General features: G+C 57.3%; 14 protein-coding genes. 9 read left to right on the forward strand and 5 right to left on the reverse strand.

Annotated features, from left to right (window positions below):
- The 5 genes from QQF33_RS20800 to aldB all read left to right on the forward strand — a co-directional run bounded on the left by QQF33_RS20800 (position 1) and on the right by aldB (position 6,841).
- Positions 1-1,137, forward strand: a complete 1,137-nt coding sequence (locus tag QQF33_RS20800; protein WP_282492023.1) for an HlyD family secretion protein — start codon at positions 1-3, stop codon at positions 1,135-1,137.
- A gap of 114 nt (positions 1,138-1,251) precedes the next feature.
- Positions 1,252-1,860, forward strand: coding sequence for a glutathione S-transferase (locus QQF33_RS20805; RefSeq protein ID WP_285158504.1), 609 nt, complete (start codon positions 1,252-1,254; stop codon positions 1,858-1,860).
- A gap of 104 nt (positions 1,861-1,964) precedes the next feature.
- Positions 1,965-3,350: an L-seryl-tRNA(Sec) selenium transferase gene (gene selA / locus QQF33_RS20810; protein WP_285158505.1), complete on the forward strand. Its 1,386-nt coding sequence runs from the start codon at positions 1,965-1,967 to the stop codon at positions 3,348-3,350.
- Positions 3,347-5,197 (forward strand): selenocysteine-specific translation elongation factor, encoded by a 1,851-nt coding sequence (selB, locus tag QQF33_RS20815; protein WP_285158506.1) that lies wholly within the window; start codon positions 3,347-3,349, stop codon positions 5,195-5,197. Before selA ends, selB begins: the two co-directional genes overlap by 4 nt.
- A 105-nt stretch (positions 5,198-5,302) precedes the next feature.
- A complete protein-coding gene (gene aldB / locus QQF33_RS20820) occupies positions 5,303-6,841 on the forward strand; it encodes an aldehyde dehydrogenase AldB (protein WP_282492019.1) in 1,539 nt (512 codons plus the stop codon).
- Here aldB and QQF33_RS20825 read toward each other — a convergent pair whose 3' ends face one another.
- Positions 6,842-7,801: a LysR family transcriptional regulator gene (locus QQF33_RS20825; protein ID WP_282492018.1), complete on the reverse strand. Its 960-nt coding sequence runs from the start codon at positions 7,799-7,801 to the stop codon at positions 6,842-6,844.
- Between the two features lie 118 nt (positions 7,802-7,919).
- On the opposite strand from QQF33_RS20825, the gene QQF33_RS20830 reads away from it, so the two are divergent.
- The 3 genes from QQF33_RS20830 (at position 7,920) to QQF33_RS20840 (ending at position 9,553) form a co-directional block, all read left to right on the forward strand.
- Positions 7,920-8,660: a MipA/OmpV family protein gene (locus tag QQF33_RS20830; protein WP_285158507.1), complete on the forward strand. Its 741-nt coding sequence runs from the start codon at positions 7,920-7,922 to the stop codon at positions 8,658-8,660.
- Positions 8,661-8,943: 283 nt separating this feature from the next.
- The gene (locus QQF33_RS20835) at positions 8,944-9,129 is read left to right on the forward strand and encodes a type II toxin-antitoxin system HicA family toxin (RefSeq protein ID WP_285158508.1); all 186 of its coding nucleotides are present in this window, start codon (positions 8,944-8,946) and stop codon (positions 9,127-9,129) included.
- A gap of 16 nt (positions 9,130-9,145) precedes the next feature.
- Positions 9,146-9,553, forward strand: a complete 408-nt coding sequence (locus QQF33_RS20840; protein WP_285158509.1) for a type II toxin-antitoxin system HicB family antitoxin — start codon at positions 9,146-9,148, stop codon at positions 9,551-9,553.
- 17 nt (positions 9,554-9,570) lie between these two features.
- Here the strand turns inward: QQF33_RS20840 and QQF33_RS20845 are convergent, their stop codons facing one another.
- Positions 9,571-11,526 carry a glycoside hydrolase family 127 protein gene (locus QQF33_RS20845; protein WP_285158510.1) on the reverse strand — a complete coding sequence of 652 codons (1,956 nt, stop codon included), beginning with the start codon at positions 11,524-11,526 and terminating at the stop codon, positions 9,571-9,573.
- Positions 11,527-11,536: 10 nt separating this feature from the next.
- A complete protein-coding gene (locus QQF33_RS20850) occupies positions 11,537-12,937 on the reverse strand; it encodes an MFS transporter (RefSeq protein ID WP_285150980.1) in 1,401 nt (466 codons plus the stop codon).
- Positions 12,938-13,160: 223 nt separating this feature from the next.
- On the opposite strand from QQF33_RS20850, the gene QQF33_RS20855 reads away from it, so the two are divergent.
- A complete protein-coding gene (locus QQF33_RS20855; RefSeq protein WP_285150979.1) occupies positions 13,161-13,979 on the forward strand; it encodes an AraC family transcriptional regulator in 819 nt (272 codons plus the stop codon).
- Here the strand turns inward: QQF33_RS20855 and araD are convergent, their stop codons facing one another.
- A complete protein-coding gene (gene araD / locus QQF33_RS20860; RefSeq protein WP_285158511.1) occupies positions 13,980-14,675 on the reverse strand; it encodes an L-ribulose-5-phosphate 4-epimerase in 696 nt (231 codons plus the stop codon).
- On the reverse strand, positions 14,669-15,529 hold the full coding sequence (locus QQF33_RS20865; protein ID WP_285145668.1) for an L-ribulose-5-phosphate 3-epimerase: 861 nt from the start codon (positions 15,527-15,529) through the stop codon (positions 14,669-14,671). Before QQF33_RS20865 ends, araD begins: the two co-directional genes overlap by 7 nt.
- Positions 15,530-15,531 lie beyond the last annotated feature (2 nt).

Raw genomic sequence — 15,531 nt, forward strand, 5'->3', positions numbered from 1 at the left:
ATGGATCTGTTGATCATTCTGACTTACGTCGCCTTTGCGTGGGCGATCTTTAAAATATTCCGTATTCCGGTGAACCAGTGGACGCTCGCCACCGCCGCATTAGGTGGTGTATTTATCGTCGCCGGACTCATTTTATTAATGAACTATAACCATCCTTATACTTTTACGGCGCAAAAGGCGGTTATTTCTATTCCGATCACGCCGCAGGTGACGGGTGTGGTGAGTGAAGTCACGGATAAAAATAACCAGCTGATTAAAAAAGGCGATGTGTTATTTAAACTCGATCCGGTCCGTTATCAGGCTCGAGTCGACAGATTACAGGCCGACCTGGTGACGGCAACGCACAATATCGACGTGCTGAAAGCCCAGCTTTCGGAAGCCCAGGCCAATACCACCCGCGTCTCGGCGGAGCGCGACCGTCTGTATAAGGATTATCAGCGTTACCTCAAAGGCAGCCAGGCACGGGTGAATCCGTTCTCTGAAAGCGACATCGACAACGCGCGGCAGAACTATCTGGCGCAGGATGCGATGGTGAAAGCGTCTATTGCCGACCAGAGCCAAATTCAAAGCCAGTTAGACAGCATGGTCAACGGCGAGCAGTCGCAGATTGTCAGCCTGCGGGCCCAGCTCACCGAGGCGAAATATAACCTCGATCAGACGATTGTGCGTGCGCCGAGCGACGGGTACGTCACCCAGGTGCTGATCCGCCCCGGAACTTACGCCGCCGCGCTGCCGCTGCGTCCGGTGATGGTCTTTATTCCTGAGCAGAAACGCCAGATTGTGGCGCAGTTCCGCCAGAACTCACTCCTGCGCCTGAAACCGGGTGACGATGCGGAAGTGGTGTTTAATGCGCTGCCGGGACAGGTCTTCCACGGCAAGCTGAGCAGTATTTTGCCGGTGGTGCCGGGTGGTTCCTACCAGGCGCAGGGCTCGCTGCAATCTCTGACGGTCGTGCCGGGGACAGACGGGGTGCTCGCCACCATCGATCTGGACCCGAACGCCGACGTGGATGCGCTGCCGGACGGGATCTACGCGCAGGTGGCGGTCTATTCCGATCACTTCTCGCATGTGTCGGTGATGAGGAAGGTGCTGCTGCGCATGACCAGCTGGATGCATTACCTTTATCTTGACCATTAAAGCCTGCCCGTCGAGTAGGTCGGGTAAGCGAAGCGCCACCCGGCGCTAACAGACCTGCACATTTTTCATTGCCTGATCCATACTTACCCTTTTGTTGGCGTAAAGGATCAGGCAATGAAACTCATCGGCAGCTACACCAGCCCCTTCGTGCGTAAAATTTCGATTCTCCTGCTGGAAAAAGGGCTCACCTTCGAGTTCGTGAACGAACAGCCCTATCAGGCAGAAACCGGCGTCGCGCAGTACAACCCGTTGGGCAAAGTCCCGGCACTGGTGACCGATGATGGCGAAACCTGGTTTGATTCTCCCATTATTGCGGAATACATCGAGCTGCTCGGCATTGCCCCGGCGATGGTGCCCCGCGAGCCGAAAGCGGCGCTGGTGGTGAAACAGATCGAAGCGCTGGCCGACGGCATCATGGATGCCGGACTGGTGTCTGTCCGCGAACAGGCGCGTCCTGCGGCGCAACAGTCTGAGGCGGAGCTGGTGCGCCAGCGGGAGAAAATCAGCCGCAGCCTCGACATGTGCGAGCAGCTGCTTCAGGACGGAAAAATCAGCACTGATACGGTGAATCTGGCGACCATCGCCATCGCCTGTGCGATCGGCTATCTCAACTTCCGCCGCGTCTCACCCGGCTGGTGCGTCGATCGTCCGCTGCTGGTTAAACTGGCCGAAACCCTCTTCCAGCGGGAAAGTTTTGCCCGCACCGAACCGCCAAAGGCTTGATACGGGTTATAACACTTCACCGTGGTACGCGGTACAATCCCCCCGCACGTTGACTCCCTCTCCCGTCGGGAGGGGGGAAAGCCTCCCAAACGCCAGGCATGTTAATGACTACTCATCGTTCCCTCTACAGCCAAATCCCCGCGACCGATCGCCTGCTGCGCGATCCCCACTTCACAGCTTTGCTTGCACAGTCCGGGCACACCCGTATGGTGGCGCTCCTGAATCAGATGCAGGACGAAGCTCGCTTGCATATCCAGATGCAAAACGCGCTGCCGCAGTGGTGTGAAGACTGGGCGCAAGAAGCGCAGAAACGGCTGACCGCGCAAACGCAAAGCGCGTTGCGCCCGGTGATTAACCTGACGGGAACGGTGCTGCATACCAATTTAGGCCGCGCGCAGCAGGCGGAAGAGGCGATTGCGGCGGTCACCCAGGCGATGCGCTCCCCGGTGACGCTGGAGTACGATCTGGACGGTGCCGGGCGCGGACACCGCGATCGCGCCCTGGCCGATCTGCTCTGTCAGATCACCGGCGCGGAAGATGCCTGCATCGTGAACAACAACGCGGCGGCGGTCCTGCTGATGCTGGCGGCGACGGCGAGCGGCAAAGAGGTGGTGGTCTCACGCGGTGAACTGGTGGAGATCGGCGGCGCGTTCCGAATTCCGGATGTGATGCGTCAGGCGGGATGCGAACTGCACGAAGTCGGAACCACCAACCGCACCCACGCGAAAGATTATCGCGCGGCGGTCAACGAAAATACCGCCCTGCTGATGAAGGTCCACACCAGCAACTACCAGATCGAGGGCTTTACCAAAACGGTGGAAGAGGCGGAGCTGGCAGAGATTGGCCGCGAGCTGAACGTACCGGTGATTGCCGATCTGGGCAGCGGCTCGCTGGTGGACCTCAGCCAGTACGGTCTGCCGAAAGAGCCGATGCCGCAGGAGATGATCGCCGCGGGCGTGAGCCTGGTGAGTTTCTCCGGCGACAAACTGCTCGGCGGTCCGCAGGCCGGGATTGTGGTGGGCAAACGCGAGCTGATTGCGAAGCTCCAGCAGCACCCGCTGAAACGCGCCCTGCGCGCGGATAAAATGACCCTCGCCGCGCTGGAAGCGACGCTGCGTCTCTACCTCCATCCGGAAAAACTGGCCGAACGTTTGCCGACGCTGCGTCTGCTGGCGCGCGATGCGGCCTCCATTCGCGCGCAGGCTGAGTTATTGCTCCCGAGAGTCGCCGCGCACTACGTCGATTTCGACGTGCGGGTCGAATCCTGTCAATCGCAGATCGGCAGCGGGTCGCTGCCCGTTGATCGCCTGCCCAGCGCTGCCCTGACCCTGACGCCGCGCGACGGTCGTGGAAGCCAGCTCGAAAGTTTATCTGCGCGCTGGCGTGCGCTGCCTACGCCTGTCATCGGGCGCATTTATGATGGTCGTCTGTGGCTGGATCTGCGCTGCCTTGAAGATGAAGAACGGTTTCTGGAGATGTTGTTGAAATGATTATTGCCACTGCCGGTCACGTAGACCACGGAAAAACCACCCTTTTACAGGCCATCACCGGCGTGAATGCCGACCGTCTGCCGGAAGAGAAAAAGCGCGGCATGACCATCGATCTGGGCTACGCCTACTGGCCGCAGCCGGACGGTCGTGTGCTCGGGTTTATCGATGTGCCGGGGCATGAAAAGTTTCTCGCCAATATGCTGGCCGGAGTGGGCGGAATCGATCACGCCCTGCTGGTGGTGGCCTGTGATGACGGTGTAATGGCGCAAACGCGTGAGCACCTGGCGATTTTACATCTGACGGGCAAACCGCAACTGACGGTCGCGCTGACCAAAGCCGATCGCGTCGAAGAGCATCGCATTGACGAGGTGCGCGAAGAGATCCGCACCACGCTGCTGGCGTTTGGTTTTGCCGATGCGCCGGTGTTCGTCACCGTCGCAACAGAAGGCCGTGGAATCGACGCTTTACGCGACCACTTGCTGCAACTTCCTGCCCGCCAGCACGCGAGCGATCACCGCTTCCGCCTGGCCATTGACCGTGCTTTCACCGTGAAAGGGGCCGGGCTGGTGGTGACCGGAACGGCGCTGAGCGGAGAAGTTAAAGTGGGCGACAGCCTGTGGCTCACGGGCGCGAATAAGCCGATGCGCGTGCGCGGCCTGCACGCCCAGAATCAGCCTTCTGAACAGGCGCACGCAGGGCAGCGTATTGCCCTGAACATCGCGGGCGATGCGGAAAAAGATCAGCTCAATCGCGGCGACTGGCTGCTGGCCGACGCGCCGCCGGAGCCGTCCGAGCGCGTGATCGTTTCTCTGCATACCCACACGCCGCTGACCCAGTGGCAGCCGCTGCATATTCATCACGCCGCGAGCCACGTGACCGGGCGCGTCTCGCTGCTGGAAAACGACCTCGCGGAACTGGTGCTGGATACCCCTCTGTGGCTGGCGGATAACGACCGGCTGGTGCTGCGCGATATCTCGGCGCGCGCCACCCTGGCGGGTGCTCGGGTGGTGACGCTCAATCCGCCGCGCCGCGGGAAACGTAAACCGGAATATCTGCAATGGCTGGCGGCACTGGCACAGGCGGAAGAGGACCAGGCCGCGCTGGCGGTGCACCTCGATCGCGGCGCGGTGAACCTGGTGGATTTCGCCTGGGCGCGCCAGCTGAGCGGTGACGGTTTGCGGCAGCTCACGCAGCAGCCGGGCTTTATCCAGGCCGGGTACAGCCTGCTGAATGCCCCGGTGGCCGCCCGCTGGCAGCGCAAAGTACTGACCACGCTCGCCACCTATCACGAACAACATCAGGACGAGCCAGGCCCAGGCCGCGAACGCCTGCGCCGCATGGCGCTGCCGATGGAAGACGATGCGCTGGTGCTGCTGCTAATTGAAAAGATGCGCGAAAGCGGGGTGATCCACAGCCATCACGGCTGGCTGCATCTTCCGGATCATAAAGCCGGCTTTACCTCCGAGCAGGAAACGGTCTGGCTAAAAGTGGCTCCGCTGTTTGGCGACGAGCCCTGGTGGGTTCGCGATCTGGCTCGTGAAACGGCGACGGATGAAGTGGTGATGCGTCAGGTATTACGCCACGCCGCGCAGCAGGGGCTGATAACCGCGATCGTGAAAGATCGTTATTACCGTAACGATCGCATCGTGACTTTCGCGAGTTTGATCCGCGAACTGGATCAGGAGAAGGGATCGACCTGCGCCGCCGATTTCCGCGATCGCCTGAACGTCGGCCGCAAACTGGCGATTCAAATTCTGGAGTATTTCAATCGCATCGGCTTCACGCGCCGCCGCGGCAATGACCATCTGCTGCGCGATTCCCTCCTGTTCCCGAAGACCGAGCAATAAGCGCGCGATCGAATCCGTGATACGCGTCGTAAAGCCGTAAGCAGCTGGCGAGAAAATCGCCAGCTGTGACTACCCTTGTTAGACACCAACAGCAAGGAGACGGTCATGACGAACAATCCTCCCTCAACGCGTATGCAGCCTGGCGAGTATGGTTATCCCCTCAAGCTAAAACCCCGGTACGACAACTTTATCGGCGGCGGCTGGGTCGCGCCGGTCGATGGCGAATATTACTCAAACCTGACGCCAGTCACCGGGCAGCCGCTGTGTGAAATCGCCAGCTCTGGCAAAAAAGATATCGATCTGGCGCTGGATGCGGCGCACAAAGCGAAAGAGAAGTGGGCGCACACCTCCGTGCAGGACCGCGCGGCGATCCTGTTCAAAATCGCCGACCGCATGGAGCAGAATCTGGAGCTGCTGGCGGCGGCCGAGACCTGGGATAACGGCAAACCGATCCGTGAAACCACGGCGGCAGACGTCCCGCTGGCAATCGACCATTTCCGCTATTTTGCCTCCTGTATTCGCGCCCAGGAGGGCGGGATCAGTGAAGTCGACAGCGACACCGTCGCGTATCACTTCCAGGAGCCGCTGGGCGTGGTCGGGCAAATTATTCCGTGGAACTTCCCGCTGCTGATGGCGAGCTGGAAAATGGCGCCTGCGCTGGCGGCAGGCAACTGCGTGGTGCTCAAACCGGCGCGTTTAACGCCGCTGTCGGTGCTGCTGCTGATGGAAATCATCGGCGATCTGGTCCCGCCGGGCGTGATTAACGTGGTGAACGGCGCGGGCGGTGAAATCGGCGAATACCTGGCGACCTCAAAACGCATCGCCAAAGTGGCCTTTACCGGCTCGACGGAAGTCGGGCAGCAGATCATGCAGTACGCCACGCAGAACATCATTCCGGTGACCCTGGAGCTGGGCGGCAAATCGCCGAACATTTTCTTTGCCGACGTGATGGACGAAGAGGACGCCTTCTTCGACAAAGCGATGGAAGGCTTTGCCCTGTTTGCCTTTAACCAGGGCGAAGTTTGTACCTGCCCAAGCCGCGCGCTGGTGCAGGAATCGATTTATGAACGCTTTATGGAACGCGCGATTCGTCGCGTAGAGTCGATCCGCAGCGGTAACCCGTTGGATAGCGTGACGCAGATGGGTGCGCAGGTTTCGCATGGGCAGCTGGACACCATCCTGAACTATATCGATATCGGTAAAAAAGAGGGCGCGGATGTCCTGACCGGAGGTCGGCGTAAAGTGCTGGAGGGCGATCTGAAAGACGGGTATTACCTTGAGCCGACGATTCTGTTTGGCAAAAACAGTATGCGCGTCTTCCAGGAGGAGATATTTGGCCCGGTACTGGCGGTCACGACCTTTAAAACGCCGGAAGAGGCGCTGGAGCTGGCCAACGATACGCAATACGGGCTGGGAGCCGGGGTCTGGAGTCGTAACGGGAATCTGGCGTACAAAATGGGGCGCGGCATTCAGGCCGGGCGCGTCTGGACCAACTGTTATCACGCTTATCCGGCCCACGCGGCATTCGGCGGATATAAACAGTCGGGCATCGGGCGTGAAACCCATAAGATGATGCTGGATCACTATCAACAGACGAAATGTCTGCTGGTGAGTTATTCAGATAAACCGCTGGGACTGTTTTAATTATTCCGAGCAGGTCGCCCCCGGGACGGCCTGCTTAATACGCTCGCGAAGACTGTTCAGCACTCCGTCCAGAATGTATTGCACGCGCCACGGCTGATATTCCCGCTTGCGGAAAATAGCCGTCAGATCCAGCCACCACTCCTCCTGATGCGAGAAGCAGGGCATTAAAATCCCCTGTTCAATCTCGCTTTTCAGGCTCTCTTTTGGCGCAAAAACAATACCAAGATGATTACGCGCCAGTTCCAGCGCCGTTTGCGTATTATCACAAATATAGTTTCCGGTGACTTTATAATCCCGAACTTCTTCGCTGCCATGAACGCGAAAACGCCAGATATTGGCATCGTCAACCAGAATGGAATCCAATAAAATACAGGAGTGTTTAATTAAATCGTCCGGGCTGTTAATTGGACGTTTTTGTATATATTCCGGGGTGGCAAACGCGGTGACGGAATATTTTGTCAGCTGATAAGCCACCAGGCTTTCATCTTTCGGCTGAGCATAGGTAATTAAAATATCGCAGTCGTCGGGGAAAGAGACCCCTTCAGACAATTCGTTGCGATTCGGATTATAGGTTTTCAGGCAAATGCGGATATCGCCGATCTCTTCGAGCTGGTGGATCACATGGCGGGCGAGGTAGGTGATGATGCCGGTGGGGGCGTAAATCGTCACCCGTCCGCTTTTTTCATGCTTGTAGTCGGCAATAAAATTAATGAGTTGGATATTTTTATCCAGTGAAGCATTTATATAAGGCAGCAATACCTCACCAAACTGCGTCAGCGCCAGCTGGCGCGTCGTGCGTTCGAAGACTTTCAATCCGACGCGGGTTTCGAAATCCGAAAGATATTTACTGACGTTCGCCTGCGCCATCCCTAACAAAGCGGCGGCGTCGCCAATGCTGCCCGTTGCGGCAATGACGGAGATAATTTTTAACTCACGCGGCTTAATCTGTAAATTATTCATCACGAACGCCCATCTATATGATTTTATATATAATATTATATAAACTACTTCGTTGCATCGGCAAATTTGTAACCATTATTATTCGCCTCGTTTGTTAGGCATTTAATGGATACAGGGAATGATTATCAAAAAGAATTTGCTCATCACCGCAACGTTATTTTTCGCCTCATCCGCTATGGCGGGTGAATTTTCATTGGGTGCGGGCGCTGTTTTCAATGAATCGCCTTACAAAGGGTATAACGAAAATACGACGGCGGTTCCGCTGATTAGTTATGAAGGCGATAACTTCTACGTGCGTCAGACCACGGCCGGTTGGGCCTTCTGGAAAGACAGTAAGAATGAACTGAGCCTGACGGCGTCCTGGATGCCGCTGCACTTCGATCCCGACGACAACGATGACCACGCGATGAAGCAGCTCGACGAGCGCAAAGCGTCGGTGTTTGTGGGCGGCGCGTACTATCGCCACGAAAGCTGGGGTAGCCTGAAGTTCGGCGTCGCGGGCGATGCAATGGACGAAAGCGGCGGCGTGGTCGGTGAAATTACCTACTTCCATCCGATCCGCATGGAGCGTCTGACGCTGATTCCAGCCGTGGGCGTGTTCTACTACGACGAAAGCTTTAACGACTATTACTACGGTGTTTCCGGAAAAGAGTCTCGTCACAGCGGCCTGAACGAATACAGCGCGGGTGATAGCTGGAACCCGTACGTTGCGCTGACCGCAAAGTATCAACTGACGCAGAACCTGTTCCTGAACGCCAGCGCGGCTTACACCGTCTTGCCGGATGACGTCAAAAACAGTCCGATGGTTGATCGCGATGACAGCTTCGTGCTGATGACCGGCGTGAGCTGGCGCTTCTAAGTCTCAACAAGCGGTCCTCAGGGATGAGGGCTGCTTCACTCCCTTCCCCGGTGGTGCTGTGCCTGCCCGACCTGCGATTGTCAGGTCGGGTAGGTTTAGCGTCGTCGGGCTTTACGATCCTGCCTGCAAATTCAGATGTAACCCTCTCTCTTGCATATTCTCTTTGCGTAGCCCCTTCCTGCTTTCAATTTCACATACTGCACCCGCACAGCCAATGCATTATCGTGATCTCAGTAGTCATTTAGGGTGTGTATTGTGTGTATAATCATGGAGGAATTGGGATGTGAAAAGTGCGGACGTCATTACCCTCCTCGTCAAACATGGCTGGAAGTGTGTAAGAACCAAGGGAAGTCACCATCAATTTCACCATCCACAGCGTAAAGGGCTGGTAACTGTTCCTCATCCTCAAAAGGATATTAAACCTGGAACCCTTGCTCAAATCTGGCGGCAAGCGGGGATCAAACCGTAAATATGCAGGAGTTAGTATGTTCTACCCGGCTTATATTCATTCCGATAAAGATGGCAGCGCGAGCGGTTTCTTCCCTGATGTGCCGGGGTGCTTTTTTGCGGGCGATTCTCTTGATGAGGCATTCCAGGATGCGCGCAGCGCCTTAACCGTTCATTTCGAAGCGCTGTATGAAATGGAAGAAGTGCTCCCTTCGCCTGGTGTCGTAGAAGAGCATCTGAAAAAGAATTCGGGCGATTACACGGGTGGGCAGTGGCTGTTGGTGGATATCAATATGAAGCAATTCGACGGCAGAGCAGAGCGAATCAATATCACTATGCCCCGTCGTTTGTTGCTGAAAATTGACTCTTTTGTCAGTGAGCATCCTCAGTTCAGTAACCGAAGCGCCTTCCTGGCAGAGGCAGCACGGCGCGTGCTGCCTGGATGATGTGATAACAACGGGCTTTACACCTCATCCACCCATATCCGCATTTCGCCCTCTCCACGGTTGGCCCAGCTAAACCACGGAATAAATGTCAGCGTCTGATTGTGTGATGCAGCCGGCGCGCGATCATATTGCCAGAGCGGTTGCGATTCGGACTCAGTGGCGCGGTGTGCAATGCCTTCAGCCTGAATCAGCATCTTGTGGGCGAATAACCCTTTCCCTTCGAAAACACGGAAGGCGCTATCGGCGGGCAGCGACAGATTGTGTAATCCCGGACCGTTATCCACTTCTTCCAGGCAATAGACCAGCGGGCCGCGCTGCACCGCCACTTTGCCCGCCTGCTGGCGCACCTGCGGGTTGCCGTACAGACGGCGGACCGGCATCGGGAGCGTCAGGGTGATGGAATCTCCCTCCTGCCAGCGGCGGGTGAGGTAACAATATCCCTGACGCACATCGCCGGTCACGATTTCACCATTCAGTGCCACCCGTGGCGTGTCGCACCAGTCCGGCAGTCGCAGCGCGAGAGTGTGCTCGACCTGAACCGGCGAGGTGATGTCGATGTTCACCTGATCCTGCCACGGATAGTGACCGCTAATACGCAGCTGCAGCTCGTTATCGCCCACCGGAATCACCGCGCTGTTGCCGACGTAGAGGTTGATAAAGAGCGCATCCGGGCGCGCGGTGTAGATGTAGTGACCCAGCGAGGTCAGCACGCGGGCGATATTCGGCGGGCAGCAGGCGCAGCCGAACCAGCGCTGACGAATGGGTTTCACGTGATCGTAGATATGATTGAAGGCCAGCGTTTTGGGATGCACCTCCAGCGGATTCACGTAGAAAAAGTGTTTGCCGTCCAGCGCCATCCCGCCCAGAACGGTGTTGTATAACGCCCGCTCCATGACGTCGGCGTACTGGCTATCCGCCTCCATCTCCAGCATCCGGCGGGCGAACATCATCAGGCCAATCGACGCGCAGCTTTCGGCATAGACCGTATCGTTCGGCAGATCGTAGTCGCTGCTGAAAGCTTCACCGCTGCTCTGGGAGCCGATCCCGCCCGTAATATAGAGCTGACGCTGCACCATGTTATTCCACAGGCGCAGGCAGTCCTGACGTTTGCTTTCATCCCCGCTCAGTCGCGCGAGGTGCGCCACGCCGGTCATCAGGTAGACGAAGCGCACGGCGTGCCCGATGGCCGTTTGCTGCTCGGCGAGAGGCTGATGCGCCTGGCTGTAGGCTTTGTCTTTGACCATCCACGCCGGGCCGTACGTATTCCAGTGCGACGTTCTGCCGCGTTTTTCATATTCGATATCGTAAAAGTGCGGCTGCGCGCCGCGCTCCTCAACGAAATATTTCACCAGGGCCAGATAGCGTGGCTCCTGGGTGACGTCGTACAGGCGCATTAACGCCAGCTCGATTTCGGGATGACCCGGGTAGCCGTGCAGCTGGTTTTCACCGGGGCCAAACACGCTGTCGATGTGGTCCGCCAGTTTGCACACCACCGCTAACAGCGTGCGTTTGCCGGTGCCCTGGAAGTACGCCACGCCCGCTTCAATCATATGCCCGGCACAGTAAAGTTCGTGGCACTCCGCGAGGTTGGTCCAGCGTTCGCCCGGTGCCTTCACGGTGAAATAGGTGTTGAGATAGCCATCGTCGCATTGGGCGGCGGCCACCAGGTCAATCACCTCGTCGGCGGTTTTCTCAAGCGCCGGATCGGGTTTCTGGCACAGGGACCACGCTACGGCCTCAAGCCACTTGGCGACATCGCTGTCCTGGAAAACCATGCCGTAAAACTCCCCTTGCTCCAGCCCGGCAGCAATACGGAAATTGGTTATAGCGTGGCTCGGCTCTGCTTCCGGGATGCGGTCGTTTAGCGCATCCCATTGATAAGGAATGACCACATCACGTACCAGCTGTTGATACTGGCCGAGGAAGGGATCGTTGATTTTGAGCTTATGCAGGTCGGGTTCCATGATGGACATGTTGTTCTCCTCAGGACTGAACGTGACGCTGGCGCAGGTCGGTGGAAATGCGCGACATCATCGGGTTATTGAGTCTGCACCAGCGAATCGAGATCGCCAGCAGCAAGTGGAAAAGGGCTGGCAGCAGCGTTTCCATGGTGGTGATACCGGATAGCGACGCAGGGGTTTGATTGCCCACGCCGGGCTGATAGGCGACGAAGATAAAGACCAGGCTGATGATCCCCGCGCTGGAGGCCCATGCCAGCTTGATGAAAAAGAGGTTAAAGGCGAAGTTCATCCCTGATGAACGCACGCCGGTTTTCCACTCGCCGTAGTCGTCGGCAAAAGCCATCAGCGAAAAGTGCAGGGGAAGCGTAAAACCGAGGATCACCCCGTTGCCCAGAATCACAGCCAGCCACAGGGTTTGGTACGCCGGGCCGGTTGGCAGGAACCACATCCCTAACGCCAGCGCGGCCAGCACCAGGTTGGTGGTGGAGTACAGTTTCACCGTATCAATACGACGGGTGAGCGGGCTGACGATCACCGCACCGAGAATGGCGGCAAAGGTCACCATGGTGAAGAACAGCGAAGTATAGGCCGTGCTGCCCTGCAGTACGTAGGTGATGAAATACATGTACCCGCCGCCGCGGATGTTAAAGACGTTAATCAGCAGAAAAGACATCACCAGCATCAATAAAAGCTGATCGTTGTTACGCAGCCCAGCCAGATGCTCGCGCAGGGTAAAGCGGCCCATCAATGCCAGCGGGACGCGCTCGCGCACCCAGAAGAAGCAGCACAGGAACATCACCACGGCGATAGCGCACAGCACGCCGACACCCAGCTGATACCCCTGCGCCACATTGCCCTGACCCAGTGCCTCAACCAGCCACGGCAGGCCGACGGAGACTAAAAATCCCGCCACGCCGCACAGCACAAAGCGCCAGGACTGACAGGAAATCACCTCGCTGTGGCGGGTGGTCATGGTGTTGATCAGCGCGCAGTAGGGCACGTTGATCGCGGTGTAGCCGACGGACAGCAGCAGATAGGTACCGAACGCCCAGGCGATTTTGACCCCCATACTCGCTTCCGGCACGGTGAAGGTCAGGACGCCGATAATCCCGATGGGGAAAGCGATCCACAGCTGCCAGGGACGAAAGCGCCCCCAGCGGCTCTGGGTCCGGTCAGCAATCACCCCCATAATCGGGTCGGAAATGGCGTCAAATACGCGTAGGGCAATAAACAGCGTGCCGACCAGCGCGGGCGTTAAACCAAAGACATCGGTATAGAAAAAGGTGAGAAAGTTCATGATCAGGCAGGTAATTACCGTCCCGCCAGCATCACCCAGGCCGTAGCCAATTTTCTCGCGCACGGACAGGCGATCGTCGGCGGCCTGTTGTACGACATCGGTTTGCGTAATCGGAGTGGAAGTCATTCGATAACTCCTCGTGAATAGGATTTTATTATGTTCTGCAAGGTACCCGATTAATTCTGCACTGAAAGTCGGTGCCAACAAGGGAAGGGAAAAGTATAAAAAGGTGACGATTCCGACCTGATGATGAAAATGTGATTTCGATCGAGCGAATAAGCAATTATTCATTAATAATCAATGTGAAATAGGCTTAATCAGACGTTTTAAAGCGGGAAAATGAATACTCATGCTCGAATTATCCATAGCGCTTCCGGTTAAGGTACAAAACGGCGGACTGTTCATTTCACGCGGCGTCGGGCGTCACCCTGCGCGCAAGCTGACCTCATGGGAAATTATCTTTGTTGAGAAAGGGACATTAACGATCCAGGAGGAAAACAGAGTTTTTACCGTGAACGCGGGAGAGAGTTTGTTGCTGTGGCCGAATCGTCGCCACGTGGGGACGGAGGATTTCCCGGCCGATCTGCGGTTTTACTGGCTGCATTTTGATATCGAAGGCCAGCCGTCGGAATTAGAGGGTTTTACCAGGCTCGCCATCGAGCAATATTGCCGCGTCCAGGACGCATCCTGTGTGGTCTCTCTTTTCCGCCAGTTTCTGACGGAGCAGGAGAAATTCCAGCGCAGCGCCGCACTCGAATTCTTGCTCTTGCTGATACTCCAGCAAATTTCCCTGTCGCCTGGAAGTGAGGAGAATAAGGACGAGTCGGGCACGACGATTGCGTGGAAGGCGAAACAAATTATCCGCACGCAATTTCACCTCAGCCTCTCGACGTCGCAGCTGGCAAAAGAACTGCACTGTAATGCGGATTATCTCGGGCGCGTTTTTCGGCGCACCTTTCATTTAACCCTGACCGAGGCGATCCATCGCCAGCGCGTCCGATCTGCGGAGAAGCTGTTGCTTGATGATTCGGCTTCCCTCACGGAAGTTGCCGCCCGCTGCGGCTTCAACGATGTCGGCTATTTCCGTCAGATATTTCGTAAACATACCGGGCTAACCCCCGCCGTCTGGAAACGGCGGTACTGTAAGGAACATATTAATTCCGGCTGATCACTGGCCGTAATAGGCGTTTGCTCCGTGCTTACGCAGGTAATGTTTGTCCAGCAGCTCCTGCTGCATGGTCGGCAATTGCGGCGCTAGCTGGTGGGAGAACAGGCCCATATAGGCGCACTCTTCCAGCACCACGGCGTTGTGGACGGCGTCGGCGGCATCTTTGCCCCAGGCAAAAGGACCGTGGGAATGGACCAGCACGGCGGGGATCTGCATCGGATTTAAGTCGCGCTCCTCGAAGGTCTTGATGATCACCTCCCCGGTTTGATACTCGTACTCCCCGGCGATTTCGGCGTGGGTCATCAGCCGCGTGCAGGGAACGTCGCCATAGAAATAGTCCGCATGGGTGGTGCCCCACGCCGGGAGATCCAGCCCGGCCTGCGACCAGATGGTCGCGTGGCGTGAGTGGGTGTGGACGATACCGCCCATCTCCGGGTAGCGGCGATATAGCGCCAGGTGCGTTGGCGTGTCAGATGACGGTTTTTTGCTGCCTTCCACCACCTTACCGGTGGCGATCTCCACGACCACCATGTCCTCAGCGGTCATCACCTCGTACTCAACGCCAGACGGCTTGATGACCATCAGGCCACTATCGCGATCCACGGCGCTGACGTTGCCCCAGGTAAAGGTCACTAGCCCGTGGGCGGGCAGCGCCAGGTTTGCTGCCAGGACTTCCGCTTTCAGTTGCTCTAGCATGTCATGCCTCCTTCCTGCATACGGGCTTCGATCCAGCGCCGCGCTTCGATAATTTCCAGTACCGGCTCTTTGGCTTTTTCGGTCCACATCTCAATGAGAAATGCGCCGCGATAGTTGAGCTGATTCAGGGTGTTAAACACGCCGACGAAATCGACACAGCCTTCGCCGAACGGCACATCGCGAAACTGTCCTGGGCTTTGTTCGGTGACGGGCTGCGTGTCTTTCAGGTGGATGGCGGCGATCCGGTCGATGCCGAGCGTCAGTTCGGCGGTGACATCGTTGCCCCACGCGCTCAGGTTGCCGACGTCGGGATAGACGCTAAACCATGGCGACTTAAGCATGTCATCCCACTTTTTCCACTTGCTGATGGAGTTCATGAACGCGGTATCCATGATCTCCACGGCAAGCATCACCTGCGCGGCAGCGGCTTGTTCTACCGCCCACGCCAGCCCTTCGGCAAAACGCTGCTGGGTGCCTGCATCGTGCTCCTCGTAATAGACGTCGTAACCCGCCAGCTGGATGGTGCGAATCCCCAGATCGCGCGCCAGTTTGATAGCTCTGGTCATGATCTCGCGCGCGCGTTCGCGCACGGACTCGTCGCGGCTGCCGAACGGGAAACGACGGTGCGCCGACAGGCACATGGACGGAATCGCGACGCCGGTTTCCAGCATCGCTTCGACCAGCGAGGCGCGCTGGGTGGTGCTCCACTCCAGTCTGGATAAGCGCTCGTCGGTTTCATCCACCGACATTTCGACGAAATCAAAGCCGCAGCTTTTGGCTAGCACCAGGCGCTCCGGCCAGGAGAGGTCCTTCGACAGCGCTTTTTCATAAATCCCTAACGGATGCTGACGCATGG

This window comes from Lelliottia wanjuensis, assembly GCF_030238365.1.
GTDB lineage: Bacteria > Pseudomonadota > Gammaproteobacteria > Enterobacterales > Enterobacteriaceae > Enterobacter > Enterobacter wanjuensis.